Origin of the sequence: Mycobacterium dioxanotrophicus (genome assembly GCF_002157835.1) — a bacterium.
Classification (GTDB): domain Bacteria; phylum Actinomycetota; class Actinomycetes; order Mycobacteriales; family Mycobacteriaceae; genus Mycobacterium; species Mycobacterium dioxanotrophicus.
Genome location: NZ_CP020811.1, coordinates 115,564 through 136,739, shown reverse-complemented (window position 1 = coordinate 136,739; position 21,176 = coordinate 115,564). Strand labels below are relative to the sequence as shown.

The window sequence follows — 21,176 nt, the reverse complement described above, 5'->3', positions numbered from 1 at the left end:
CGGATACGGGTACGATCATGTCCGGTTCGAGCCAAAGTTGCATCGTGGTGTGAGAGAGGCCATTTCCACTCGCCACGGGCATCAACACCACTGCCCACCAGCTACCGGTGTCGCGCATGATCCACGCGACTTGGTGCGCCCGCATGTACGGTGCATAGGAAACGCCCTGGCCGTATCGACCTGCACACATCGGTCAACATGGTGCAACGTTCGATAACCACACACATCGACCGACCACTCTTCGAACATGTGTTTGATCGTCGCAAATTATGGTCGCCGCGTCCAGACGCCCCACGACGTGCACGGTGGTGGTTGTGCTGGTGGCCCTCGTGGTGGAGGTGGGTTTTACTGATGGCGTGGAGGGGTTTGTGGCGGCCGCGCGACGTTCGCTGGCCGAGGTAGAAGGACTGTTCGGGGTCTCAGCACCCACGACGAACAGCGCCGCAGCCAACGGCGCCGGCGCACCCGGCACCCCAGGCTGGTCAGGACCGAGCGCCAACCGCGAACAATCCAACGCCACCGCACTAGACAACCGCCGCTCCACCTTCACCGGAGCCGACAACCAACTCGACGCCTGGGGCCGCCAAACCGCCGCCGACACCACCAACGGCCGCAACAACGCCCGCACCCTGGTGGTCTCGGCCGACAACTCCACCCGCGCCCTCGCCCCCTACACCGGCAGCGTCCCCGGCCGCGTCGCACTGGTCTCCTCCCTAACCGACCACCTCACCCAATCCGCCGGCGTCGTCAACGGCTACGCCGCCACCCTGCCCGGCCGCCAAGCCGACCTGAATGCCATCGCCTCCCAATACGGCACCCCACCCCCACCCGGAACACCACCACCCCCACCCCCACCACGACGACCACCCCCACCACACCGCCGCCGACGCCGACCACCACCGCGAAATGGGCGTTCCGCATCCGCTTTTCGGATCAGCGGCGGAGGATTCGGCGGTGGTGGCGGCCTACCGAGCGGTCTGGGCCGGATGTCGCTGCCAACAAGCGGCCTGAGCAGTCTGCTGGGTGGCGGCCGGGCTGCGCCGATGCCAGGGTCGCCGCTCCCCCCACCTGCGCTCGATGCTCTGCGCGGCGACGGGTCGCTGCGCGGCATGGTTGTCAACGCGGCCTCGGAGAAGCTGGGCAAGATCTACAAATGGGGCGGCAAGGGCGGGCCGGCCGACGGTGGCAGGGTCGACTGCTCAGGACTGACGGGATGGGCGTACAAGCGCATCGGAATCGATATCGGCCCAGACACTTTCACCCAGATCACGAAGGGTGTGCAGATCCCGCCGAGTCAGATCAAGCCTGGTGATCTCATCTTCTGCAACTTCGGATCACAGGGCGGTAATCCCGGGCCCGGCCATGTCGTGATGGCCACTGGCTACGGGGCGGGATCAAGGATCATCGAGGCATCGCAGTCGGGGAAACCGGTTGCCTTCGGCAGCATGCCGACGGGCCGGATTGTCGTGAAACGAATTCTGCCGTAATGAGTTTAGAACGTGAGCCCTCGCAGCAGCGTTTCGACGTGGTTGGCGGTCGGCCAGGACGGCATCCAGGTCTTCGTCTCACGATGATGTTCGACGTTATGGACAGCCAGCGCAGCGGTTTTGGCAATCTCGTAGAGGGCCTTGATCCGAGCGGCAAGCTCGGCGCCGGCAAGCCGGCGGGCGTCCTCGGTGAGCTGCACACCAGTTGGTTGGCCCCAAGCGTTCACCCCGACGGTAATGGACCGGTCATTGCTGGCCACCTCGATCGGTTGGGGATACTGCGGCAGTTCCATGGTCACCCTTCTTATGGACCGTTTGATCAGTGCGCTTGTATGTGCTTGCGAGTAGGTTAAGGCAAACAATTGACGACCGAAAGGAGCAAGGACATTGTCTGAGTTGAACGTTGATCCGTCTCTGCTGGTGGTCCGGGCGGCAAAGTTCAGTGACGCTGCAACAGATCAGATTACGGCCGGTTCGGTAGATCGGTCGCAGACCGAATCCGATATCGCCGCATTCGGCGAAATCAACGCGATCCTGCATGAACAGTTTCGGACGGTCAAAGCACTTCAAGCGCAGTCGTGGGCAGGGCTGGGCAAAGACCACGAGCTGCATGCGGAGAAACTGTCGGCGGCAGCCCGAGGCTACGGCAACACTGACGATGCCAACGGTCAGGCCTTGCGGACAGTCCCAGAGGGCTCCGACACGCAGCCGTCTGGGTCGTGACCGCGAGTTTGTCCGAACAAGACAAGGAGTAATGACTATGGGCGACATGGACGTTGATCCGTCTGTGCTGTTGGCGCGGTCCGGGAAGTTCCGTGAGGCCGCCGAGGGACAGGTACAGGCCGGGGCTCACGACCAAAACCAGACCGAGTCCGATATCGCCGCATTCGGCGAGATAAACGCTGCGCTGCATGACAATTGGCGCGCAGCACGGGCACGGCAAGCACAGTCGTGGAGTGGTGTCGGCCGGGAGCACGATGAGCACGCTGACAAGCTGGTGACCGCGGCGCGCGGTTACGAAGGCCAGGACGAGGTCAACGCTCAAATGCTGCGCGCGGGTGACTCAGTTCTGCTGCCGGGTGTCCCGGGAGCCAATCCTCAGCCGCCGCCAGCCCCAGGCACTGAACGCCAGTGGCTGCCGTCCCCCGGGGACGCCAACCACCCGCCGCAGGGCGGCTACGGTTCAACGTTGCCGGACGCGCCGCGCAGCGGGTAAGGAGCGGAGGCAACCGCGGTGGCGGCACTAGATGCAGACCCTGATGACCTGCGGGCGCATGCCGCACGGATCGACAGTATCCGCGCGGCGGTGAGCCCTGCCGCGCTGCCGGTGGCGTTCGTCCCGGCAGGGTCGGATCCGGCGTCGGTGGTGGCGGCCAACAGCATCTCGGCTCAAGCAGCCGAGACAGTCAACGCGCTGTGGTCGGCGTGGCGCCAGCTCGGCGAGACGGCCGACAAGCTGCGGGCGAGTGCCACCGGATATCAGTCCCAAGATCAGACGGCACAAGCGAATCTGTCTAAGGTGGACGGCGCCTGGTCCTCAACTGCCGCGCGGCCCTCGATACCGGCGGTGCAGGCAGCGCCGGTGGCGGTCCCGACGGTCTACACGGCGTCACCCGTCGCCTCACCAGAAGCTCTGTCGGCGGCGCTTCACTCGGGCCCCGGCGCAACTAGCCCTGAGACGTTCGCGGCGGCGTGGTCAGACCATGCCGGTGCGGTAGAGACCGCCGCGGCCGACTTGCACAGCCTCAAGGGAAATCTGGGGTCGACGTGGTCCGGCTCGGCGCACGACGGAGCCGATCGCACCGTCAGTGGTGTGCACAGCGATCTCGTGAGCCACGGGGAATCGGTGACGAAGGTCAGCGGCTGGGCCTCGACGCACGCGGCAGATTTCCGCACCGCGGTGGACCCGTCGGCCGGTGTTCCGCACCCGGTGAAGTTCACGGCGTGGAACGCGAATTTGGACAATGCGGTGGCCGCTGAGAGCCAGCATCCCGGTGTGTACACCGCGGCGGTGCTACAAGCGCAGAGCGATCTGAGCCAGGGGTACACGCAAGCCGGAACGGCATACGGGCAGTACGCGATCGACCCCGTGACCGGGCAGGCCGTGGACCCCCTGACGGGCAAGCCGGTCGATCCTGCGACGGGCCAGCCGCTGGGTGACGATGTGGCCGACGCTGCCTCCGACGACCAGGGCGCCAGCGATCCGGAGCAGATGCTGTCGATGGGTGGCCAGTTGCTCACTGGCATCCTCGGTGGTGCTGTCGGCGCCGTTGGCGCGGCGATCGGTGCGGTGGCTCAGGCCGGACAGCAAGGTGTCCAGATGGCCACCAGCAGCCTAGGGCAGCTCGCCAAGAGCGCAACGTCGGCCAACACCCCCGACCTGAGCACTCCAGACCTCTCCAGCTCTGACTTCGGTGGTGGCGGAGGCAATTTCGGCGGCGGTGGTGGCGGCGGAGAGGCTACCGAGCCGGCCGCGGCGATGGGACCGTCGATGGGTACGGCGGCTGCGCCACCCGGCGCGTCACCACCGCCACCCACAGGTCCGAGCGTGCGGGCCACGTCAGACGCCGGTCCGGGCAGCCGCGGAATGGGCGGCATGGGCGCTCCGTACATGCCTATGGGTGGCGGTGCGATGAGCCCCAGTGGGCTCGGAGGCGGGTCGAAATCGGAGGCCTCGCCGAACGGAAAGAAACTGGTGGCGCCGAGCCGCGCGAATTCCGAACGCGTCATTGGTCAGATTGAGAACGACCGGATGGCATCCAAAACGGAGCGCCGCAATCAGAAAATGGAAGAATCTCGGCGTGCGAAAGCCGCGGAGACCAAAATTGACAGTAAGCAGGAGTGACGTCGTTGAGTGAAATGGATGTAATTGCGCGTGAATACCTTTCGCCGACCGCGCGAAAGGTTCTGCAGGATGTGCTGGATATCCGCGACCGGGGCCGCGAAATCAGCGCGCAAGTGGACAGCGTGCGTGAAGAGGGTAAGAGCGCGGACGAGACGATCTGGGCGTGCTGCGACGGTCAGGGTTTTCTGCGGGACCTGGAAATCGACGATGACGCGATCGCCGAGTACAGCGCTGAGGAACTCGAGGACCTGATCAGTGACGCGATGGTGGAGGCCTCCGGCCGGGGACAAGCGGTCGGTGAAGAGCTGACGAAGGAACTGGACCTCGAAAACATCGCGAACATGGTCTGATTCGCGGCGATGAGTGACCACACGGCCGACGACCAGCACACACGGTTCATGCAGCTCTACACCGAGCTGGCATCGTCGGGCACACCGAAGCAGAGCGCGCAGCTGCTCTGCGCGCGGGCCGAGGCTTACAGTCCGGACGAATCGGTCTGGGCTTGCGCGAATGGGCTGGGGTTGCTCGACGCGTTGATGATCGACGACGCGGCGGTCTCCGCTAACAACGTCGAGGACCTGCAAGAACTGATCACCGACGCCATAGTGGGTGCATCGGTGCGTGGCCTGTTCGTCGGACAGAGGGCCTTACGCGCGGCCACTGCTGCTGCGCCGGATGCCGGCGGGTCGCATGCACCGAAGCCTTCCCCCGCGCTCAAAGCCCGCAACGGGCACCGCATTCCGGGGCTGTGACGCCTGGCTCGGGGTCTAGCCGCCGCCGAGCTCCTGGTCCAAGAGGTCGAGAAGTCCGTCGATCTGCTCGACGCGTTCGCGGTGGAAATCCACGAGCTGGCTGTGCTCTTTACGCAGTGTGACCAGCTGCGAGCGGACCAGTCCGATCCGGTTTTGGTCAGGCAATTCCAGCCAGTCGGTAGGTGCGGGGGCCGAGGTGTTTCCCTCCAGGACATCTTTGCAAAGCCCTGCCGGCCAGCCCAGCACACGATCGATTTCGATGAGCGTCGATTTGCGTGGGACACGGCGTGCGTTGATGAGTTCGCGCATGGCGGCTCTCTTGGGGCCGCCCCGGTCGCCGATCTCCTGGATCGTCAAGCCCAGAATGTCCATGCGGGCCTGAATGGCGCTTGCCAGGGAGATAAGGCCGGCGGGTGAGGGGTCATCCACGTCAGAGATGGTATCGCGTGCGGGATTCGCAATGCTACATGCCGGACGTGGTCTGCTTGTCGCGCTCGATTTGTGCTTGTTGCGCTCGATTTCTGGTCACCATATGCTCGGGCGGACACCTCTTCGGGGGGTTGGGCAAACATTTCAGCGGAGGGGCCGCACAAATGAAATTCGTGGTGTACCTGCTGATGTGGTTGCTTTTGGATCCGATTCGGCAAGTGGGTGGCGTAAAGGTGGCTGGGCTGTTTCTGATGGGAATGGTGGGTCTTGGCGTGCACCTTCTGGTACGGCGTAAGGACCATTCGAACAGTGGTCTGCAAGACCACTATTACCGCGATCCGGGTGACGTCGCGCCAGTGGTCTACGTGGTGGCACCGACTCAGTGCCCACTGCACGTGGACTCCGGGACCGCGACTCTGCATCCTGCGCGGCAACCGCAGCGGCAGCAGTCCGGCAGTCTGCGATGGGGACCCGATCAGTGAGCGACGACCACCACCAGGATGGCGCCGAGGACTCGAGCACACGGTCCTCAGCGCTTCCTAACCCGTTGGCGGGCAATGTGAAGTTGACACTGCCGGGCCAGCACAAGCCAAACGACAGCGCCGGCCGGCTCCGCGATCGGATCCCGGGGCCGCCGCAGCGGCGCGACAGAGGAATCGTCGACGACCGGCCCGACGAAGAACCGGCGGACAACGGCCGCGCCGGCCAAGACGCCGACGCCGAGGGCATTAATGCCGGTCCTGATACGACCCAGGGCAATGCCGACACCGAAACCACCGATACCGACGACAGTTTCGATCGACACGAGGACTCAGCGGGTCACGATCGGGGCCTGATCAAAGTCCTGGCCCTGGGCGTGTGCGCCGTCGTGGCCATCATCGTGATCGTGTGGTTCAGCTCGCGTCCGCCAGAGAAGACCGATCCGCCTTCGGGGCAGCAGGCCTCGTTGCCGACCGGTGGATCTCGCCCGCCGGCAAGCCCGGTCAAGCCGGTCGTCGAAAACGAGGATCTACCGGCAACGTTCAGCGCGGACTGTGCAGGTCAGACCGATCCGAAACTCGCCGCCAGCACCGATCCCCGATCGGCGTGGACGTGCCCAACAGACGGTGTTCCGTTCGGGCAGAAACTCGTCGTGACGTTGCCGAAACCGTATGTGATCACAGGGATTTGCTTCTGGCCCGGTTTTCAGGGCACCGGCCCTGATGGGCGCGACGCGTGGTTCCACTACCGCCTGATCCAAGAAGCTTCGTTGCTGTTCAACGACATTGACCGCACTGTGGTTCCGCTCGCTCCGCGCGGCGTGCGTTCGGAATTCTGCCTTCCATTGAACCGCTTGATCGCCAGTGCTGTCGAGTTGACCGTGACGGCCAGCGATGCTCCCCCACCGGAGCAGAAGATCACGCCGACCTCTCCCCCGCCCGGTGCCCCGTCGACTACCGGGGTCCCGGGCGTCGGCGAGTTGTTTCCTTCACAACCCGATGCTGGATCAACCTCGGAGAACAACCCGAATGCAACCTCGATCGCCTTGTGGGGGTTCAAGCTGAAGGGGCATGCGGTGTCATGAGCATTCGCGACATGTGGGACAACACCGCACATCATCGCTGGGTATGGATCGGTGGCGGCATCGCGGCTGTTCTCGTGGTCGCGGTGTTCCTGTACGGGCTGGTGAACATGATCTCCGCAGGCGTCCGGTGGGCCAACTCCGGACCGGCCAAACCGGACGCGATGACCCAATGGACCCAGCGCGACAACGATTCGGGCCTGGTGGCGATGTTCGCTACGGATTGCGTTGAGCGGTGGGCGAGATCAACACCGGACACGCTCGATTCACTGTCGGATTGCTTCACGATCCCGCCGAATGGGCGTAAGGGATCGCCGATGGCCGCGACCGTAACGGGTGTACGCGCCTATACACCGCAGCTGACGTTGAAGACCGCCGACCTGAGCATGTGGTCGGTGCTGGTGGGCTACTACATCAAAGAAGCCGGTGACGACACTGCCACCCACCAATTCGCGCAGCTGATGGTCTCCCTGCCCCGCACCGGCGGACCGCGCGCAACGGCTTTGCCCGCACCCGTAGCAACGGGGCTGCCGGCGGGGGTCGACATGGAGCTGACCTACACCCACGACATCCGGGGTGGAACGAATGGTGCTGGCGGCCGGCAGGATCCGGCACCGCTCTACGGCGTGGTCCAGGATTTCCTCACCGCATACCTGACCGGTCCTGCCGACAAGGTCAGCTCATATACGACGGCCGATTCCGGCCTAACCGGCCTAGGCCAGCTCTACTCGGAGTTGACGATCGAAAGTGTGCAGGCCGACGCACCGGCCGACGGCCCCCCACAACCGGGCGAACAGGTGCACGTACTGGCCACCGTGACCGGCAAACGATCCAGTGGTGGCATCAAGCCGATGCAGTACCCGCTGCTGGTCGTCGACTCCGCCGGCCGGTGGGCCGTTGCGGCAGTCGAGAACATGCCGGCGATGACGGGCCGGATGCTGCCACCGGGCGGCTGAGCCACGCGCCGGCTCAGCGCTGTCATCACCAAACAACCGATCACCTTCACAAGGAGAAGCAATTCACATGACACACATGGTTATCACTGGGCTGGACCTGACCCAGAACCTCGCCGCCACAACCACGTTGGCTGCTGGCGTGACCTGGGATGACGTGATGAACAACCTGTTCGACAAGTACAAGATCTGGGCCGCGATCGCCTCATTCATTCTGATCTCAGCCGCTGGTATTGGGATGCTCGCCCGGGCGCGCATGGTCGGCATAGGGTTGCTGATCGCCTCGGTGGCCGTGGCGGCGTTCTTCCTGACGGCCGAGAAGTGGATCGGCATCACCAAGAACACCGAAACCGAGCTGCACCAACCTTCTCACGGTAATCCGTTCAACCGGGCCTGAGCCGAAAGCATTCTATGACTGAACCTGTCTCCCAGCCGGGCTGGATTGCCCGCACCTTCACTCGGGCCCGCGTCCTGGGTGTTCACCTCGCACGGATTCCGTTCGGCGACAAAAGTTTCGATTTACCGATCGTCCTGAGCCGCGTGCAGCTGACCGTCTTGGGGATCGGCGTCTTCTGCGGGATCGTCGCATTCGCGGTCGGCTCCAAGCTGGGCATCGCAGCCTGGCTGACGTGGCCGGTCGCGGTCGTCACGCTCGCGGTCATGGTGGCGCTGGGGTTCAGTTCAGCACCCGACCGCGGCGCGGGCCTGGCCGCCGAGGGATACGCCCGCATGCTGTGGGTGCGCCTACCTTTCGTGTCCTCGATCAGTAGCAGCCGGCCACGTTCGGCTAGCCGCAATATCCAACGCACGCAGCGAATCCGGATGAGTATGCAGCTGCACGAGCCACCGGTATTCACACAGAAGCGGAGCCGCCACTGATGGGCTGGTCAGATAACAAGGTCGCACCACTGCACGACGTTTACGGCAACCTGCATTTCAGCCCGTTCGGGGTGTTCGCCTACTGGATCATCACCCCGCCGGACCGCCCACTGGCCAACGAGGCCGGCGCCGCGGCCGCTGCCCACGCCCACCGCGCCCTGACCGAACTGCTGCCACTGCGCCCCGGCTTCGCCGGAACCTCGACGCTCAAAGACCCCCGCTTCATCTACGACCAGCAGATCAAAAACGTTGACCTGCAGGAGTACGAATTGTTCGGGCACATCGCGGAAGGCCGACGGTTGCAGGCCGTAGCAACGGAGCCGCGCTTCCCGGCATATTGGATGTGGGTACGTCTCGAACCGCACGGCTCTGCGCTCAACCCGCTACGTGCGTTGCATCAGCGGTTGGTGCGGGCCGGTTTTCTCGCTCCGAAGGCCTCTCGCGAAACGCTGGATCTGTATTGGCAGTTGATGCTGGAAGTGGAGGACCGGATCCCCAAGGCGTTTGCGCCGATTCGGCCGACTTCTCCACAGATCCGCTGGCTGTATCGCCGCCAGCAGACGTTGGGAGTGCTCGACGTCCCACTGCCGCTGCCGGAGTACAGCGACGCGGCGGTGCTGGGCCACCGGTGGCAGGCCCAGGTCGATCTCGACGAGCACGACATGACCGCGATGCTGCGCGTCACTTCCTTTGACAAAGATCAGAAGCGTGAGAGCTATCAGATCCATGTGGCCGTCGAGTCCATGCCGGCCGGGGGCATCTACTTCCCGGATTCGAACTTCACCGGCCTGATCGCCAATCTCCAGGACATCAACGGAGGCCGCGTCAATGTTGACTGGGCCCAGCGGGCACACCTTCTGCCGCTGCGTAAAGCGAACCGGCGCAACCAAAAAGGTTTCCGTCAGATCAACGAGCAGTACGACCAGCAGGGCGGGCGGCGCACGACCCAGGAACTGGAACAAAGCGATGAGGCCCTGAGCGATTTCGAGCAGGAACTGTCGATGTATCCGCGGGAAGCGGAAGTTATCTACACCACGTATTTCACCGTCGGTGCGCCGACCGAGCGTGAAGCTCGAGCCGGGTACGCGGAATTGACCGATGTCCTTGAAGGCCTCCGCATGGAGGTCGCCGCCCCGGTGGGCCAGCAGAAGCGCATCTACCGGGCGATTAGACCTGGTGTTGAGGATCTGTCGATTCAAGACACCTACGCCCAGTACACCAGCAGGACTGGGTGGGCTCGCCATATCCCGTTGAGCAGTGTCCGTTTCGGCGATACCGAAGGCCGCGTGGTCGGTCTCAACAAGATGTCTGGCGACCTGGATTTCGTGTTCGTGAACTTCCGCGGCGCTGCGCGGCGTGTGTCGACGGGCGGCATGGTCATCGGCGGCGATCCCCGCAAAGGCAAGACACATTTCGCGATGCTCAACGCCGCCGAAGAGGCCGTTTCCGGCGCATGTGTCGTCTTCTTCGACGCCAAGGGCGAATGGCGCAACTTCGCCAAGGTGGTGCCGGGGTCGGCCGCGGTCAATCTGGCCGCCGGCGAATACACCGTGGATTCACTGATCACGATCGGCGGCCAGCTCGGCAAGGACCTGCTGGCTGACGAGCTGATCCGCATGGCCGGGATCTCGACGAAAAGCGACGTGGCCGGCGAACTGCGCGTGTTGATCAACGAACGCCCCTGGCGCTCAGCGGCTCAACTGCTGGAGTTCCTCAACGACGCCCAACATTGCCCGCCACCACTTCGTGCCCTGGGCAGGCAGTTGCTGAGCTGGTCGGGCACCCGCGCCGGGCAGTCGTTGTTCGGCCGAGTCGACCCTGCGACGGGCCGACGCGAGCCGCTGCCCGCGCTGGACATGGGATCGGTGAGCTTGCTGATCGTCGACGTCCAGGACCTCGGCCTGCCCAAGGAGGAGGAAGTGCAGGCAGCCAGATCCGGTGGCGAAGAACTCACCGCCTCACAGCTCATCGCCCAATCCGTCATGACGCTCTTCGCCCACTACCTGCGAAAAGTCTTTTACAGCAGGCAAACTCGCGACATTCTCGGTTTCGACGAGGGCTGGCGCACGATGTCGATGAAAGTCCTGCGCGACTTGGTGTTCGAGATCTTCCGCACCGGGCCGGCGGCCAACGTGGACTGCTGGCTGCTCTCCCAGAAGCCGTGGCGCGACTTTGAGGGCATGGACGATGACCTGGCCCGGGTACGGGTCATGTTCAGCGTCGAGTCGGCGCTAGAAGCGGTGGAGGCGGCCCGCTGGATGACCGTTGACGTCGACCGCCATCCCGGCATCGCCGCAACGTTGTCGACCGGCTTGTCGCCCCGCAACAAGGTCAACGACGCTTTCCACCGGTCCTCTGGTGGCGAGGTGATCGACCGCGACCGCATGGGTGAGTGCCTCATCCGCATCGGCGACGGGGAGCTGGGGTGGATCAAGACATTCGAGATGGTGTTTCCCGAATGGGAAGAGGCCGCCGACACGAGGCCACAGCTCACATGACCGGATCGGTAGGCATGCTGTGGGTGTGGCTGCTGGCACGGCCACGCTGGCAGCGCTACACCTTCTTCACCGTGTGGGGCCTGCAGTTCGCGCTGTTCGCCCTGTTCCTGTTCGCTCCGAGGGCCTACGCCGACTCTGTGGACAACATCTTCTCGTTCTTCGGCGTCAAAGACGCCCACGGCGTCGCGTTGACCTCAAACATGTTCGTGAGGGCCGATGACTCACTGGCCGACTGGAACGGCGTACTACCCCGCATCCACGCCGACCAGGGCATGTCCGCTGGGATCAACAACATTGTCGGGGAGTTCTTCACCAGCCTGATTGTGGTAACCGCCGCGTTCATGCTGTGGCTGATGCGGGCACTTCGCGCAGTGTTCTGGAACGAGCTGTTCGGCGGCATCTTCAGCGCGATCGGCATGGGCATCGACAAGGTCCTCGACTCCGCACCGTTCCTCGGCATCGGGATCGTGCTGGGCACGCTCATCGGAATCATGATGATGGTCTTCGGGCACTACACCGGCGGCCGCGCAACCATCGGGATCACCTGGTTCCTCGGCATTTTCGGGCTCACGTTCGGCCGGGGCCTACTCGGTGAGATGCTCGCCCCGTCGGGCTGGATCGACCAAGTCCGCACCGTCGCCAGCGGCATCGCGGGAACGTTGATGTCACAAGGCCGGGTCATCTCTGACGGATCGACGGCGGTTGACCGCAAGTTCGACGACATGCAAACCGGGTTCGCCGATGCGATCCGCCAGTCGCTGCAACAGTGGATGCTCGGCCGAAGTATCGACGGCGACGCTGCCTGCGCGGCGGCCTGGGATCGGGGCCAAAGCTCGGGCAACGCAAAGACATTGGCGGAAGGAATATTCGCCAACTGCCCCGCGGAGGTCACCGAACACATCGGGACCGGAGGCCTCGGTGAGGGTTTCTTCTTATGGTTGGTGATCCTGGCCTGCCTCAGCGTGGGTGCCTGGTTCGCCTGGTGCGGGCTCATGTGCCTGTTCCGCGCGTTGTTCTACGGGGGCTTCGCGCCGGCGTTCATCGTCTACGGGCTCGTTCCCGGCTTCCCGCGCCGGTTCCTGCGGCTGGTCAGCTACGACTTCGTCACCCAGGTGATCTCCTACGGCGGCTACATGGTGCTGACCGGAGTCTATGTCCTGGTTCTGATGGCGACGTGGAACCTTCCGGCCGCCATAGGCAGTGCGCTGCTGTCTCATTCGGTGACCGCGCGCATGGTCATCACCGGTATTTGCATGATCGCGTTCACCGTGACCGTCAAACACATCGGCAAGCTGCACCGGGCGGCGATGCAGATGCCCAGTTCCCCACACCCCTCCCCCGGCAAGATGCTCGGCCCGGCCGCGGCTGGAACGGCCGCGGGACTGGCCGGGGTGTCGGCGGCGCGCGGCGGCCGCTTGGTCGGCGGCTCTAGTGCAGGTGGTGGCGGGCCGGTCAACAACCGAGGAACCTCGTCGCGGATCAATGCGGGCCTGCAGGCCGCTCAGATGATGTTGAGCCGGGCGCATCCGGCTGCCGCGGCCGCCGGGGCCCTGGTTGGTGGTTTCGGCTCGGCTGGTGCGGGGATCGCTCACCGCGCGTTCAAGGGTGGATCATCCAAGGATTCCGCCGATCAGCCCCGGCCCCGCGCGGGCAGCGGTGGCGGACGCGGTCCGTCGGGTCCGGCCGGCAGCGGTGGACCGGCTGGGCGCCCCGGCGCGACCGATCCCGCGCAGCGGGCCCGGGATATGGCTAAGGCGACTCGCCAGGACGCGGCCAGGATCGCCCAGCAGAGCATGCACCGCCCGGCGCGTGGCGGTGGCCAGGGCGCCGCCGGCGGCGGAGCCGCCGCGTCGAGCACACGGGTGGCCGGTCGTGGCCGGTCCTCTCGCCCGGCCGGCGGCCACGGCAGCGGCTTCACCCCGTAGACACAAGCTCATTCGACCGGCCTGCCCCGCCGGCGGACACGCTCAGCCTCGGCGAACGCCTGGCGGGCTGCGGCCCGATGCGCCGGGGACGCTTTCACGACGTCCTTGGCGGCATTTGCGGCCCGCTCACTGGCCAGAGCAGCACGCTCAGCGGCCCGCTCGGCCGCCTCACGAGCACGCTCGGCAGCCGCCGGCGGATCGGCCAGGTCACCGTGCCAGGCGATCACCGTGGCCAGCAGCCCGATCGGCTTGTACGGCGTGGCCGGGCACCAGTTCCCACCGACATGCACCCATTCGTGCAACGCCATGTTGAGGTCCGCCGGGGTCCACCCGTGCGCAGCAGGACCGGCCAACACCCGTGCCCAACCACGGGGGGTGTGCCTACCCGCCCACGCCGGTGTTTGTCCGTCAGCAAGCCACCTGGCCGCCAGCAATCGCCCTGCCTCGTCAACTCCGGCATTCCTCCGACCCTGCGAACTCTGTCTCTTCTGTGCAGGGCGCGAAGCGCCTCCGTTCATTGGCGGGCGCCAGCCCGCTTCCGCATCGGTTGGTGAGGGTTGTGGACAACTTCCGGTAGGTGAGTTCCTCCTAAAAGGAACTTTTTCAACAGATATAGACCCCCTACGGGGATGGGGTGACAGCTCAAGGAAAACCGGCTTCCACAAGCCACGTTCATCACGCGAGTTATCCACAGCCGGCCGCGGCACGTGCAGCGCCCACACCGACGCCCACCCCCGCGAGCGGTCCCCCATCGCCCAGGACGCCAGCCGCTCCTGCTTGGTGCGCAGCCGGCCGCGCATGACCTCAGTCGCACAGCCCAAAAGGCGCAGCGCCAGCGACGCCCGCTGTACCGTGCGCTCGTCGAGCCCGGTGATCCGCGCGAGGGTGCTCACCTTGGGTCGGCAGTGCTGGCCAGTCACACCGTCAGCGAAGCCGGCCCGGGCGTCGGCCACCTTGACAAGGGCTCGCTGGGAGACGCCGTTGCTGGGCATCATGGGGCGAATCTGCTTGTACCACAGCGCATACGCGACTGGCACCGCGATCCGGGACCAATGCTGTGCGCCTTTCCACACGGGGATGCCGGCGTACGCACCCGCGCCGAGTGCCAGCGCGAGCTGCTTGATCCAGCGGGGCTGCTCGACAACGTCATTACCGGCAAAACGTGCATGGTCGTGCAGATCATCTAGCGAATGGCTGCGGGACGTGGCGAGCCACACTCCGCGAGGTACACGGCGGGCCCGCTTACGGTGCACGTAGGCCGTTCCCCGGCGTGGCCGCTGAGGCGATGAACCACGGTCAGCGGGCGGCTTTTCCCAGGTCAGGGAATACGGTGCCGACACTGCGACAAGGGCGTTTGCGGAACTACGCCTACTTGTGCTATGCGACACGCATAGTAACGGATTTATAGCTGATATTGCAGGTTCCTGCGAGCAGCAGTTACCATCAAATGCGTACGTGGACGTACCTCTCCACTAGAAGTGGCACGTTCGTCGGACACAACGGGAGCTCGCCCAACAAGCGTGCTGCTGAAGTCACTTCGCGTGATGTCGAAACGCCTGCCGCGGTCAACGGATGGAAGGCATTTCGTGAAGGGGACGGAATCTGTGGAGGCCTGAAGCGCCAACTTCAGCCTCGTGACCCCTCTAGAAACTTTCTGGGGGGGTCACGCATGTTAAAAAAGCCTAGATCCGCCAAAAGTGCTGTGAGTGCACCAGATCTGCACTCTCCTTATGCGCTCGTTAGCAGCTCCTCCTGGTAGGCGTATTCGATTTCGGTGGCGACGCCACCGTTTTTGGCCAGTTGGGTCACGAAGTCAACGACGTACGGCGCCGGCGCGTGGTAGCCGGCGTGGGCAGCCTTCATGGCAACCCGCGCGCGAACGTCGTTGTGGCACCGAATCGTCACGGTTTTCACGTCCGGAGCGAACTGGGTGGGACGAAACCGCGGGGACGGCTGCTCGACGAACTCGGGCAGGCCCGCGTGCATGGCCAGGTGGTTGGCAACGAACTGAGACACGCTCAGCTTGGAATCTGTTGCGAGTGAATGGATTTCGCGGCGGACCGCCAGCTCAATGGCGACGATGTAGGCCCGTCTATCTCCCTTGTGCGGTTGTGCCATGTCGCCCAGTATTGACCGACGTCAATCTGATTGGGGGTAGCGACACGCTGCAATCTGATTGAGGGTCGCGACATGCGGGATCCCATCACCGAGGTCCTCGACGCGCCTGGGATGAGTCGCGGTGACAACGCGCGGCTGGCGGAGATGTCGCCTGCGTGGGATCGCTCGCGCACCCGCCGACCTGGCACACCGCCCCGGAGTTCTGCCGCAGCTGTAGGCGAAGCGAGTGTGGAAATTCTGGCGGGCTGCCGCGGTCATCAGCTACACTCGTGAGCGGAAAACTTCCGACACAAAGATCGGTCGTTATTGAGTGAGTGCCCCGCCTGGTGCGGGGCACTTTGCTATGTAGGGTCTGCGCATGCCGCATCGCATCGTCGCCGCGCTTCCCAGTGCGAGGCTGCAGCCATACCGCGATCTGTGGACCGCCAATGGTGGCACTGCCTGCACTGATGCGGATATCGCTCCGCTATACCAGTGGCAGGTCGAGATGTGTTCGGCATGGTATGAGGTCCTGGCTTACACCGAGACTGTGGTGCGGCACGCACTGGACAACGCACTGCGGCAATGGAACACCGCACAAGGTCTAGGGCCGGACTGGATCGCCGCGCCGGCGCCGACACTTCGCCGCGTGCTGGGCGCGCGGGTGATGACCGAGCTGCACGATTCGGCGAGCAGAGCTGCGGCCAAACGCGGCACCGCCGACCGGAGTTTCGGACCGCATCCTCGGCAAGGCCAGCCGGTGAGCCACGATGACCTTGTCGCACAATTGACTTTCGGAAACCTCGTTCATCTGCTCCCAATCACGGCACCGACACCGCAAGCTCGTGGCCGGCTTCGCTCGAACTTGACCAGGTCTGAGCAGTTGTGGATTCATGGCACTCAACATGCGTTCCCCCATCTGCCCAATGTGTCGAGATCGCGGCATTGGACTCGGTTTTCACCCGGTTCGTCGGTGCCATCGTCGGTGGCACAGGGGTACCTGCTCAGCTCAGCTTTGGAGCGGTTGAGGGGTGTGCGAAATCGGGTCGGCCATCACGAACAGATGTTTCGCGTGGGCCATGTTCAACGTCATCGTGACGCGATCCTTGTTGTGCGGGCGATCTCAGACCCCGCCGCTGTCGCGTTGCAGGCATTGTCTCGTGTCCTGTCGTCGGTGGCCGCCGAGCCAAAACCTTGAACCCCGGTCTTTCCCTGGGCTCCCTGATAGAGGCTGTCATGCGCGCCGCCGGTGTGGTTGTCCAGGCTCGACCTCTTGGTCGACCGCGTGCGGCGCGTAGCGGCCTTGACAACCGCCCCGGTGGTGTATGCCGATAATCGGCCGATCAGGGGGGCATGCTTCGTTCATTGGCCAACCACTGCTGAGCGCCCGGCGGCTGTGGGGCTCAGTCGTCGGTGGCGGTTCCGGCGGTTGAGTCTTTCGGTTCGAGTATGCCGAGGATCTCGTGGCCGTTCTCCCAGGAGTAGTCGGGTTGCAGCTCATCGTTGTTCTCGGGATGGGTCATAGGTTCAGTGTTGCAGCCACCGACGACAGGAAGAGCAGCAGAAGCTGCGGGGGGCCGCGTTCCCGTCGTCGAACCGCGTCGATGATCAGTTGCCCTACGGCAGCTGCGGCAGCCTCCTGCGGCCCGGACCTAGAGAATCCACGGTTTCGATCGATGAGGTGTTTTCCGTGGTTGTATCGGGTCGGCTGGGCGTTGTAACCGGTGTTTCGTGTTGGTGCGGCAATGCAGCGGTTACCCCTTTGTGGTTGCTTTTTAGTCGCTTTTTTATACGATCGGCCCTGTAGAGGTTTTATAGAAACCGTCAGGAACGGGTGGAGGTGGATTGTCGTGGCTGTGTCGGATGGCGCGATCCACAGTCACACCGCTGCGGTGAGGCTGACGCCGGCCGAACTGGCGCGAGAATTGCTGGACCATCTGGGTCCGACTGTGGTTGCGGCGTTGTCGCAGGTCAGAAACCGTAAGCAGCCGTATAAGTGGGCGATAGACGATGGCCCGCGTCCGCGCATCGAGTCGTTGCAGCGCTTGCAGGTCGCCCATCGGGCCTGGTGGACGATTGCTGAGTCGGAGGGCGACGAGGTGGCCCGGGCCTGGTTCATCGGGGCGAACCCACGCCTTGACGAGGTGCCGCCGTATATGGCGATTCGCGAGGGCCGGTTCAGTGAGGTCCTGGCGGCCGCCGACGAGTTCGTCGTCGCCGGGTAGTTGACGGGGTCTCCCCATTCGCCACGTCGTCGCCCGACACCACGCCCTGACATGCGTAACGGTGTACGGACGAATCTCGGCGCGACTTCCGTTTTTCGGTCGACGGGAGCCGATAGGCTGAGGTGATCTTCTCGGTCGATCGTGCGAGGTAAGGGCAGTGGTGACAAGCGATGTACTGATCTGCTCGTCGACGCGCATGGCGCTGCTGCCGGCTGCTCGTCAGACGATCTACCGGCTGGTGAAGCCGAAGTACGGGTCCCTGGGGCCGTTGCAGCGCCCCGCGCCGGGTTTAGCGGCGGAGCGCGCGCGGTGGAATCGGTTTGATCTGCCTGGCGAGCGGACGGTCTATGGTGCGTCGACGCCGGAGGGTGCGTACGCCGAGCTGCTGGGCGGGCTCAAGCGGCCGCCGGCGATGCTGGCCAGTGACTTGTTCGACGATGTCGGTGACGGTGAGACAGTCGAGCAGCTGATTGCTGATGACTGGGCGGGCGAAGGAAAGCGGCTGGCTCCGTACGTGATTGACCTGGACTGGCTCTACGAGTACCGGATGTACACGATGCTGCTGCCGGATCGCGGGTGGCTCGTCGACGCCGAGCATTCGAGCACCGTGACGTACTTGCACGAGAACATGCCGCAGGCGCTCTGCGAGCGATATCAGCGGTCGGAGACTCCGGTGACGGTGTCTGATCTGCGCAGTGAGGATCGGCTCGTGACGACCGCGCTGGCTGAGCTGATGGCCGGCCCGGTCCTTAGCGATGGCGATCCGGCGATCGGGCTGCGGTTCGGCTCCAAGCACGGCAGCGATTGGGTGTGTTGGGCGGTGTGGCTGCGGGGGCAAGTTGAGGCTGGCATGGTCGTCGATGCGGGCCAGCCCGTCGCTCATCCTGATGAGAATCCTGTGCTGGCGAAAGTCCTTGAGACATACCACCTGTCAGCTCAGTAGCAGTCCAGTGTGTGCGTTGCCGGTGTCGGTGGCGGCTCGTAGAGTCGAGACCATGAGTGCCCAGTCGTTGACGTTGATGGAGTCTTCCCTGCGGGACATGCTGGGCCGGGCGGCGACGATAGGAAGCCTTTCGGCCGCTGATCGGGCCCAGCTCGACGGCCTGTTGGAGAAAGCCGATACCGCGAAGGCGGCGTACGCGCCGGTGGCGGACACCCCGATCGGGGCGCGTGAGTATGTGCGGGCAATGGTCGCTCTGCTGACTGATGCGCACCAGGTGCTCGAGAAGTACAGCGGTTAACGCGCTGTCAAACAGCTCGATTGAGTGTTCAGCACGGTGTGATATGTCGTTTCGTGTTGACGTTCGGTCCGTGGTTGTTCCATTCCCGGCCGTGGTTAGCCCGTTACTTCTGCGGCGGGCGTCCGCGCTCCCGGCACTGGCCAGACTTCGTATTACAGCTCACGCTGCCGGGTCAGAGTGGCGGGCGACGACCTCGCGGGCCTGGATGAGGAGGTCTTTGAGGCTGCCTGAGTATTTGTCGACGGTGTCGGTGGTGTGCGGCATCGGTCGGTAGTGGGTGGTGGTGGTATCGACCTGGTCGATCAACTCGCCGACCGTTCTCCGATCCTCCGGGGTGAGCGCGGGAATGTCTAAGGCGCTGGCGATGATTCGCTTGATGGGAGCTGCCAGGTGCGTTGTGTTCATGACGGCGAGTATGGCAACGGCCGCCGACAAGTTGTGCTCGCAAGGGGTTCACCGTCATGGCGCACCAATCACCAGCCCGTAGGAGCGCTTTGCTCGTTGCGCTCGCGTTGGTGGGGTGTTTGGCTTTCCGTGAGGCTGCTGCGACTTGCTGGGCCAAGTGATTTCGAGGGGAGGATCGGTGACCCATACGATGACCGTGGAAGCGGTTGCCGGGTATCTCGCATTGACGCAGGACGAGTTCGAGGCGCGCAGCGCGGCCGGCGAGTTCGATGCATTCGTCGCCGAGGGTGTGTGGACCGTGGCGGATGCGGAGAGTGCTTATCAGCACCTTTACGGCCGCGGTGTGGAGTGCGACCCTGTCGCTGCGGCGAAGCTGATCACCGAGGTTCGGCGGGTAGCCGAAGGTGTTCGGGCGTATGGAGATATGCCCGAACCAGACAACGTGAAGGCCGGCCGCGGTGGCGTTGCGTATCGGGTGTCGTTCGATCTGGACGTGATCGCGGCTCGGATGGAAAGCATGCTGCGGGGAACGGTGCTGCTCGACATGATGAGTGCCGCGGCCTTGAGCGCGAAGGTCGCGCTGTGGGGCGAGAAAGATACCTCGCAGTTCGAGGTTGAGCGGCGGATCTCGTTGTCATTTGACGTGGTTGACAGCATCGTGCCGCCGGTCGATGTTGACGATGCCCGCCGGGTCGCCGAGATGCAATCGGTGTGCGCGAAACTCGACGAGATCCGGGAGGCCCTGCTGAGGCCGGCCGTCTTGGGCGATGAGGATGAGGACCCGGTCGCCGCAATGTCGACGGCGGCGGGCCGTGGCGGTGCGTACCTGCTGGGTGTACAGCGAGATGTGGTCGCTGCACACATCGAGGCTCTGGAAGCCAGACGCCTGGCGGTGGCCGACGGCGGGTCTCAGGCCTGACGGTTGTGGTGGCCGTGGAAAATTCCGTGAGCGTGGTGCCGGGTGGGCCGGTAGCGTATGTGGTGGCTGCCGCCCACGGTGTCCCCCTCAGATTCATTGGGCGGCAGCCTTTTCTGTCCGTCGGTCAAGCGAGGTTGATGTGAGTGATGCGCAAGGCCCTGGTGTTGAAGCTGCCGATGCTGCGGTGGCCGGCTTGGAGAGCCTGTGGGGCGATCCAGATCTGACGTGGACGGCGGGCCAGCGCGGCGGATCGGGTGACCTGACATGGGTTTTGGCAGTCATCGCGCAGGGCACCGTGTCGACACCCGAGCACCTGTTGCTGTTCCACCGTGGAGTCTTCGTGGGGACTGCGACTGAGGAACCACGCCCGTACACGCGGGTTACGGATGTGACCGATGATGTCGTGACGGTGCAGTACCGGTGGATCATCGACGAGGAGCCGTTCGCGGCGCCGGCCGGATCCGGCACGGTCCGCTACCGCGTGAACGTTGATGGTGTGACGGCCCTTGATCCCCCACCTTGGCCACCGGAGCACCCCTGATACCTCGCCGTGCAAGGCTGTGTCCGAAATAAGCCGGGCCCCGAAGACGTTCTATTCACGCAAGCAAGCGGCAGTATGCGGCCGCAATCGATCCATTGGCGGCCGCCGAGATGGTGATCACCCATCGCCCTCCCACAGGCATCAACGATGACGACGACTCGCTCATACCGGCATCGCCGGGCTACGTGGTGGGTCGACCTCCACTGGCCCCCAATGGCTACTGCATGGGCACCCCTACAACAACCCAGCTCGATGCGCGATCAATCCACGGCGTCACCGACGTGCTCTACCCGTACGGCTTCAGCGTGTTCGACCTAGCCAGCGCCGGCGTCGACGTCCACGCCTACGCGACGACGTCGTGGGCCGGACCCGGCCAGGGCATAGCAGGCTATACCATGCCTGAACGTGAGTAACACGGG

Annotated in this window: 26 protein-coding genes; 20 read left to right on the top strand and 6 right to left on the bottom strand. The window is 64.4% G+C overall.

Features of this window, described 5'->3' with window-relative positions; genetic code table 11:
* The first annotated feature begins 269 nt into the window (after nucleotides 1–269).
* Complete coding sequence (locus tag BTO20_RS38010; RefSeq protein WP_087083674.1) at nucleotides 270–1,487, top strand: C40 family peptidase; 1,218 nt, start codon at nucleotides 270–272, stop codon at nucleotides 1,485–1,487.
* A gap of 5 nt (nucleotides 1,488–1,492) precedes the next feature.
* On the opposite strand, the gene BTO20_RS38005 is transcribed toward BTO20_RS38010, so the two are convergent.
* The gene (locus BTO20_RS38005; protein ID WP_087083672.1) at nucleotides 1,493–1,780 is read right to left on the bottom strand and encodes a hypothetical protein; all 288 of its coding nucleotides are present in this window, start codon (nucleotides 1,778–1,780) and stop codon (nucleotides 1,493–1,495) included.
* Between the two features lie 103 nt (nucleotides 1,781–1,883).
* Here BTO20_RS38005 and BTO20_RS38000 point away from each other — a divergent pair, with 103 nt between their 5' ends.
* Genes BTO20_RS38000 through BTO20_RS37980 form a run of 5 tightly spaced genes read left to right on the top strand, consistent with a single transcriptional unit; the run spans nucleotide 1,884 to nucleotide 5,084 of the window.
* Nucleotides 1,884–2,210, top strand: a complete 327-nt coding sequence (locus BTO20_RS38000) for a type VII secretion target (protein ID WP_157680480.1) — start codon at nucleotides 1,884–1,886, stop codon at nucleotides 2,208–2,210.
* A 46-nt stretch (nucleotides 2,211–2,256) separates the two neighbouring features.
* Nucleotides 2,257–2,703 (top strand): type VII secretion target, encoded by a 447-nt coding sequence (locus BTO20_RS37995; protein WP_198344628.1) that lies wholly within the window; start codon nucleotides 2,257–2,259, stop codon nucleotides 2,701–2,703.
* Between the two features lie 18 nt (nucleotides 2,704–2,721).
* Nucleotides 2,722–4,332 (top strand): PPE domain-containing protein, encoded by a 1,611-nt coding sequence (locus BTO20_RS37990; RefSeq protein ID WP_087083666.1) that lies wholly within the window; start codon nucleotides 2,722–2,724, stop codon nucleotides 4,330–4,332.
* 14 nt (nucleotides 4,333–4,346) lie between these two features.
* Nucleotides 4,347–4,682: a YbaB/EbfC family nucleoid-associated protein gene (locus BTO20_RS37985; protein WP_087083664.1), complete on the top strand. Its 336-nt coding sequence runs from the start codon at nucleotides 4,347–4,349 to the stop codon at nucleotides 4,680–4,682.
* 9 nt (nucleotides 4,683–4,691) lie between these two features.
* Complete coding sequence (locus BTO20_RS37980; protein ID WP_087083662.1) at nucleotides 4,692–5,084, top strand: YbaB/EbfC family nucleoid-associated protein; 393 nt, start codon at nucleotides 4,692–4,694, stop codon at nucleotides 5,082–5,084.
* Nucleotides 5,085–5,099: 15 nt separating this feature from the next.
* On the opposite strand, the gene BTO20_RS37975 is transcribed toward BTO20_RS37980, so the two are convergent.
* Nucleotides 5,100–5,513: a helix-turn-helix domain-containing protein gene (locus BTO20_RS37975; RefSeq protein ID WP_157680477.1), complete on the bottom strand. Its 414-nt coding sequence runs from the start codon at nucleotides 5,511–5,513 to the stop codon at nucleotides 5,100–5,102.
* A 164-nt stretch (nucleotides 5,514–5,677) separates the two neighbouring features.
* Here BTO20_RS37975 and BTO20_RS37970 point away from each other — a divergent pair, with 164 nt between their 5' ends.
* Nucleotides 5,678–5,995, top strand: a complete 318-nt coding sequence (locus BTO20_RS37970; RefSeq protein ID WP_087083659.1) for a hypothetical protein — start codon at nucleotides 5,678–5,680, stop codon at nucleotides 5,993–5,995.
* A gap of 47 nt (nucleotides 5,996–6,042) precedes the next feature.
* On the opposite strand, the gene BTO20_RS39755 is transcribed toward BTO20_RS37970, so the two are convergent.
* A complete protein-coding gene (locus tag BTO20_RS39755; protein ID WP_157680476.1) occupies nucleotides 6,043–6,318 on the bottom strand; it encodes a hypothetical protein in 276 nt (91 codons plus the stop codon).
* A 63-nt stretch (nucleotides 6,319–6,381) separates the two neighbouring features.
* Here BTO20_RS39755 and BTO20_RS39750 point away from each other — a divergent pair, with 63 nt between their 5' ends.
* The 6 genes from BTO20_RS39750 to BTO20_RS37940 all read left to right on the top strand — a co-directional run bounded on the left by BTO20_RS39750 (nucleotide 6,382) and on the right by BTO20_RS37940 (nucleotide 13,329).
* Nucleotides 6,382–7,077 carry a hypothetical protein gene (locus BTO20_RS39750; RefSeq protein ID WP_157680475.1) on the top strand — a complete coding sequence of 232 codons (696 nt, stop codon included), beginning with the start codon at nucleotides 6,382–6,384 and terminating at the stop codon, nucleotides 7,075–7,077.
* Nucleotides 7,074–8,030: a hypothetical protein gene (locus BTO20_RS37960; RefSeq protein ID WP_087083655.1), complete on the top strand. Its 957-nt coding sequence runs from the start codon at nucleotides 7,074–7,076 to the stop codon at nucleotides 8,028–8,030. Before BTO20_RS39750 ends, BTO20_RS37960 begins: the two co-directional genes overlap by 4 nt.
* A 67-nt stretch (nucleotides 8,031–8,097) precedes the next feature.
* Complete coding sequence (locus tag BTO20_RS37955) at nucleotides 8,098–8,424, top strand: hypothetical protein (RefSeq protein ID WP_087083653.1); 327 nt, start codon at nucleotides 8,098–8,100, stop codon at nucleotides 8,422–8,424.
* A 14-nt stretch (nucleotides 8,425–8,438) separates the two neighbouring features.
* Nucleotides 8,439–8,906 carry a hypothetical protein gene (locus tag BTO20_RS37950; protein WP_087083651.1) on the top strand — a complete coding sequence of 156 codons (468 nt, stop codon included), beginning with the start codon at nucleotides 8,439–8,441 and terminating at the stop codon, nucleotides 8,904–8,906.
* Nucleotides 8,906–11,404 (top strand): ATP-binding protein, encoded by a 2,499-nt coding sequence (locus BTO20_RS37945; RefSeq protein WP_087083649.1) that lies wholly within the window; start codon nucleotides 8,906–8,908, stop codon nucleotides 11,402–11,404. The genes BTO20_RS37950 and BTO20_RS37945 overlap by 1 nt, the downstream gene beginning before the upstream one ends.
* Complete coding sequence (locus BTO20_RS37940; RefSeq protein ID WP_087083647.1) at nucleotides 11,401–13,329, top strand: hypothetical protein; 1,929 nt, start codon at nucleotides 11,401–11,403, stop codon at nucleotides 13,327–13,329. Before BTO20_RS37945 ends, BTO20_RS37940 begins: the two co-directional genes overlap by 4 nt.
* A gap of 8 nt (nucleotides 13,330–13,337) precedes the next feature.
* Here BTO20_RS37940 and BTO20_RS40960 read toward each other — a convergent pair whose 3' ends face one another.
* Nucleotides 13,338–13,637 carry a hypothetical protein gene (locus tag BTO20_RS40960; protein WP_232491371.1) on the bottom strand — a complete coding sequence of 100 codons (300 nt, stop codon included), beginning with the start codon at nucleotides 13,635–13,637 and terminating at the stop codon, nucleotides 13,338–13,340.
* Nucleotides 13,638–14,234: 597 nt separating this feature from the next.
* Between BTO20_RS40960 and BTO20_RS40955 the strand changes: the two genes are divergently transcribed.
* On the top strand, nucleotides 14,235–14,516 hold the full coding sequence (locus BTO20_RS40955) for a hypothetical protein (protein WP_232491370.1): 282 nt from the start codon (nucleotides 14,235–14,237) through the stop codon (nucleotides 14,514–14,516).
* 541 nt (nucleotides 14,517–15,057) lie between these two features.
* Here the strand turns inward: BTO20_RS40955 and BTO20_RS37930 are convergent.
* Nucleotides 15,058–15,447: a hypothetical protein gene (locus tag BTO20_RS37930; protein ID WP_087083645.1), complete on the bottom strand. Its 390-nt coding sequence runs from the start codon at nucleotides 15,445–15,447 to the stop codon at nucleotides 15,058–15,060.
* Between the two features lie 1,829 nt (nucleotides 15,448–17,276).
* On the opposite strand from BTO20_RS37930, the gene BTO20_RS37920 reads away from it, so the two are divergent.
* The 3 genes from BTO20_RS37920 to BTO20_RS39740 all read left to right on the top strand — a co-directional run bounded on the left by BTO20_RS37920 (nucleotide 17,277) and on the right by BTO20_RS39740 (nucleotide 18,892).
* Nucleotides 17,277–17,651, top strand: a complete 375-nt coding sequence (locus tag BTO20_RS37920) for a hypothetical protein (RefSeq protein ID WP_232491369.1) — start codon at nucleotides 17,277–17,279, stop codon at nucleotides 17,649–17,651.
* A 196-nt stretch (nucleotides 17,652–17,847) separates the two neighbouring features.
* The gene (locus BTO20_RS39745) at nucleotides 17,848–18,594 is read left to right on the top strand and encodes a hypothetical protein (protein ID WP_157680474.1); all 747 of its coding nucleotides are present in this window, start codon (nucleotides 17,848–17,850) and stop codon (nucleotides 18,592–18,594) included.
* Nucleotides 18,595–18,646: 52 nt separating this feature from the next.
* Entirely contained in the window at nucleotides 18,647–18,892 is a 246-nt protein-coding gene (locus BTO20_RS39740) for a DUF4226 domain-containing protein (RefSeq protein ID WP_157680473.1), read from the top strand.
* A gap of 159 nt (nucleotides 18,893–19,051) precedes the next feature.
* Here the strand turns inward: BTO20_RS39740 and BTO20_RS37905 are convergent, their stop codons facing one another.
* Nucleotides 19,052–19,297 carry a hypothetical protein gene (locus BTO20_RS37905; protein ID WP_087083637.1) on the bottom strand — a complete coding sequence of 82 codons (246 nt, stop codon included), beginning with the start codon at nucleotides 19,295–19,297 and terminating at the stop codon, nucleotides 19,052–19,054.
* Nucleotides 19,298–19,475: 178 nt separating this feature from the next.
* On the opposite strand from BTO20_RS37905, the gene BTO20_RS39735 reads away from it, so the two are divergent.
* The 3 genes from BTO20_RS39735 to BTO20_RS37895 all read left to right on the top strand — a co-directional run bounded on the left by BTO20_RS39735 (nucleotide 19,476) and on the right by BTO20_RS37895 (nucleotide 21,170).
* Nucleotides 19,476–20,216, top strand: a complete 741-nt coding sequence (locus BTO20_RS39735; RefSeq protein WP_157680472.1) for a hypothetical protein — start codon at nucleotides 19,476–19,478, stop codon at nucleotides 20,214–20,216.
* 139 nt (nucleotides 20,217–20,355) lie between these two features.
* Nucleotides 20,356–20,757, top strand: a complete 402-nt coding sequence (locus tag BTO20_RS39730; RefSeq protein ID WP_157680471.1) for an LppP/LprE family lipoprotein — start codon at nucleotides 20,356–20,358, stop codon at nucleotides 20,755–20,757.
* A gap of 95 nt (nucleotides 20,758–20,852) precedes the next feature.
* Nucleotides 20,853–21,170, top strand: coding sequence for a hypothetical protein (locus BTO20_RS37895; RefSeq protein ID WP_087083633.1), 318 nt, complete (start codon nucleotides 20,853–20,855; stop codon nucleotides 21,168–21,170).
* Nucleotides 21,171–21,176 lie beyond the last annotated feature (6 nt).

Bases quoted from the DNA above. Each gene is read 5' to 3' on its own strand.
- BTO20_RS40960 (WP_232491371.1), bottom strand. From the start codon at position 13,637: ATGGCGTTGCACGAATGGGTGCATGTCGGTGGGAACTGGTGCCCGGCC.
- BTO20_RS37985 (WP_087083664.1), top strand. From the start codon at position 4,347: ATGGATGTAATTGCGCGTGAATACCTTTCGCCGACCGCGCGAAAGGTT.
- BTO20_RS37995 (WP_198344628.1), top strand. From the start codon at position 2,257: ATGGACGTTGATCCGTCTGTGCTGTTGGCGCGGTCCGGGAAGTTCCGT.
- BTO20_RS37955 (WP_087083653.1), top strand. From the start codon at position 8,098: ATGACACACATGGTTATCACTGGGCTGGACCTGACCCAGAACCTCGCC.
- BTO20_RS39745 (WP_157680474.1), top strand. From the start codon at position 17,848: ATGGCGCTGCTGCCGGCTGCTCGTCAGACGATCTACCGGCTGGTGAAG.
- BTO20_RS37980 (WP_087083662.1), top strand. From the start codon at position 4,692: ATGAGTGACCACACGGCCGACGACCAGCACACACGGTTCATGCAGCTC.
- BTO20_RS37970 (WP_087083659.1), top strand. From the start codon at position 5,678: ATGAAATTCGTGGTGTACCTGCTGATGTGGTTGCTTTTGGATCCGATT.
- BTO20_RS37945 (WP_087083649.1), top strand. From the start codon at position 8,906: ATGGGCTGGTCAGATAACAAGGTCGCACCACTGCACGACGTTTACGGC.
- BTO20_RS37960 (WP_087083655.1), top strand. From the start codon at position 7,074: ATGAGCATTCGCGACATGTGGGACAACACCGCACATCATCGCTGGGTA.
- BTO20_RS38005 (WP_087083672.1), bottom strand. From the start codon at position 1,780: ATGGAACTGCCGCAGTATCCCCAACCGATCGAGGTGGCCAGCAATGAC.
- BTO20_RS37905 (WP_087083637.1), bottom strand. From the start codon at position 19,297: ATGAACACAACGCACCTGGCAGCTCCCATCAAGCGAATCATCGCCAGC.
- BTO20_RS38010 (WP_087083674.1), top strand. From the start codon at position 270: ATGGTCGCCGCGTCCAGACGCCCCACGACGTGCACGGTGGTGGTTGTG.
- BTO20_RS37930 (WP_087083645.1), bottom strand. From the start codon at position 15,447: ATGGCACAACCGCACAAGGGAGATAGACGGGCCTACATCGTCGCCATT.
- BTO20_RS37940 (WP_087083647.1), top strand. From the start codon at position 11,401: ATGACCGGATCGGTAGGCATGCTGTGGGTGTGGCTGCTGGCACGGCCA.
- BTO20_RS37950 (WP_087083651.1), top strand. From the start codon at position 8,439: ATGACTGAACCTGTCTCCCAGCCGGGCTGGATTGCCCGCACCTTCACT.
- BTO20_RS39740 (WP_157680473.1), top strand. From the start codon at position 18,647: ATGAGTGCCCAGTCGTTGACGTTGATGGAGTCTTCCCTGCGGGACATG.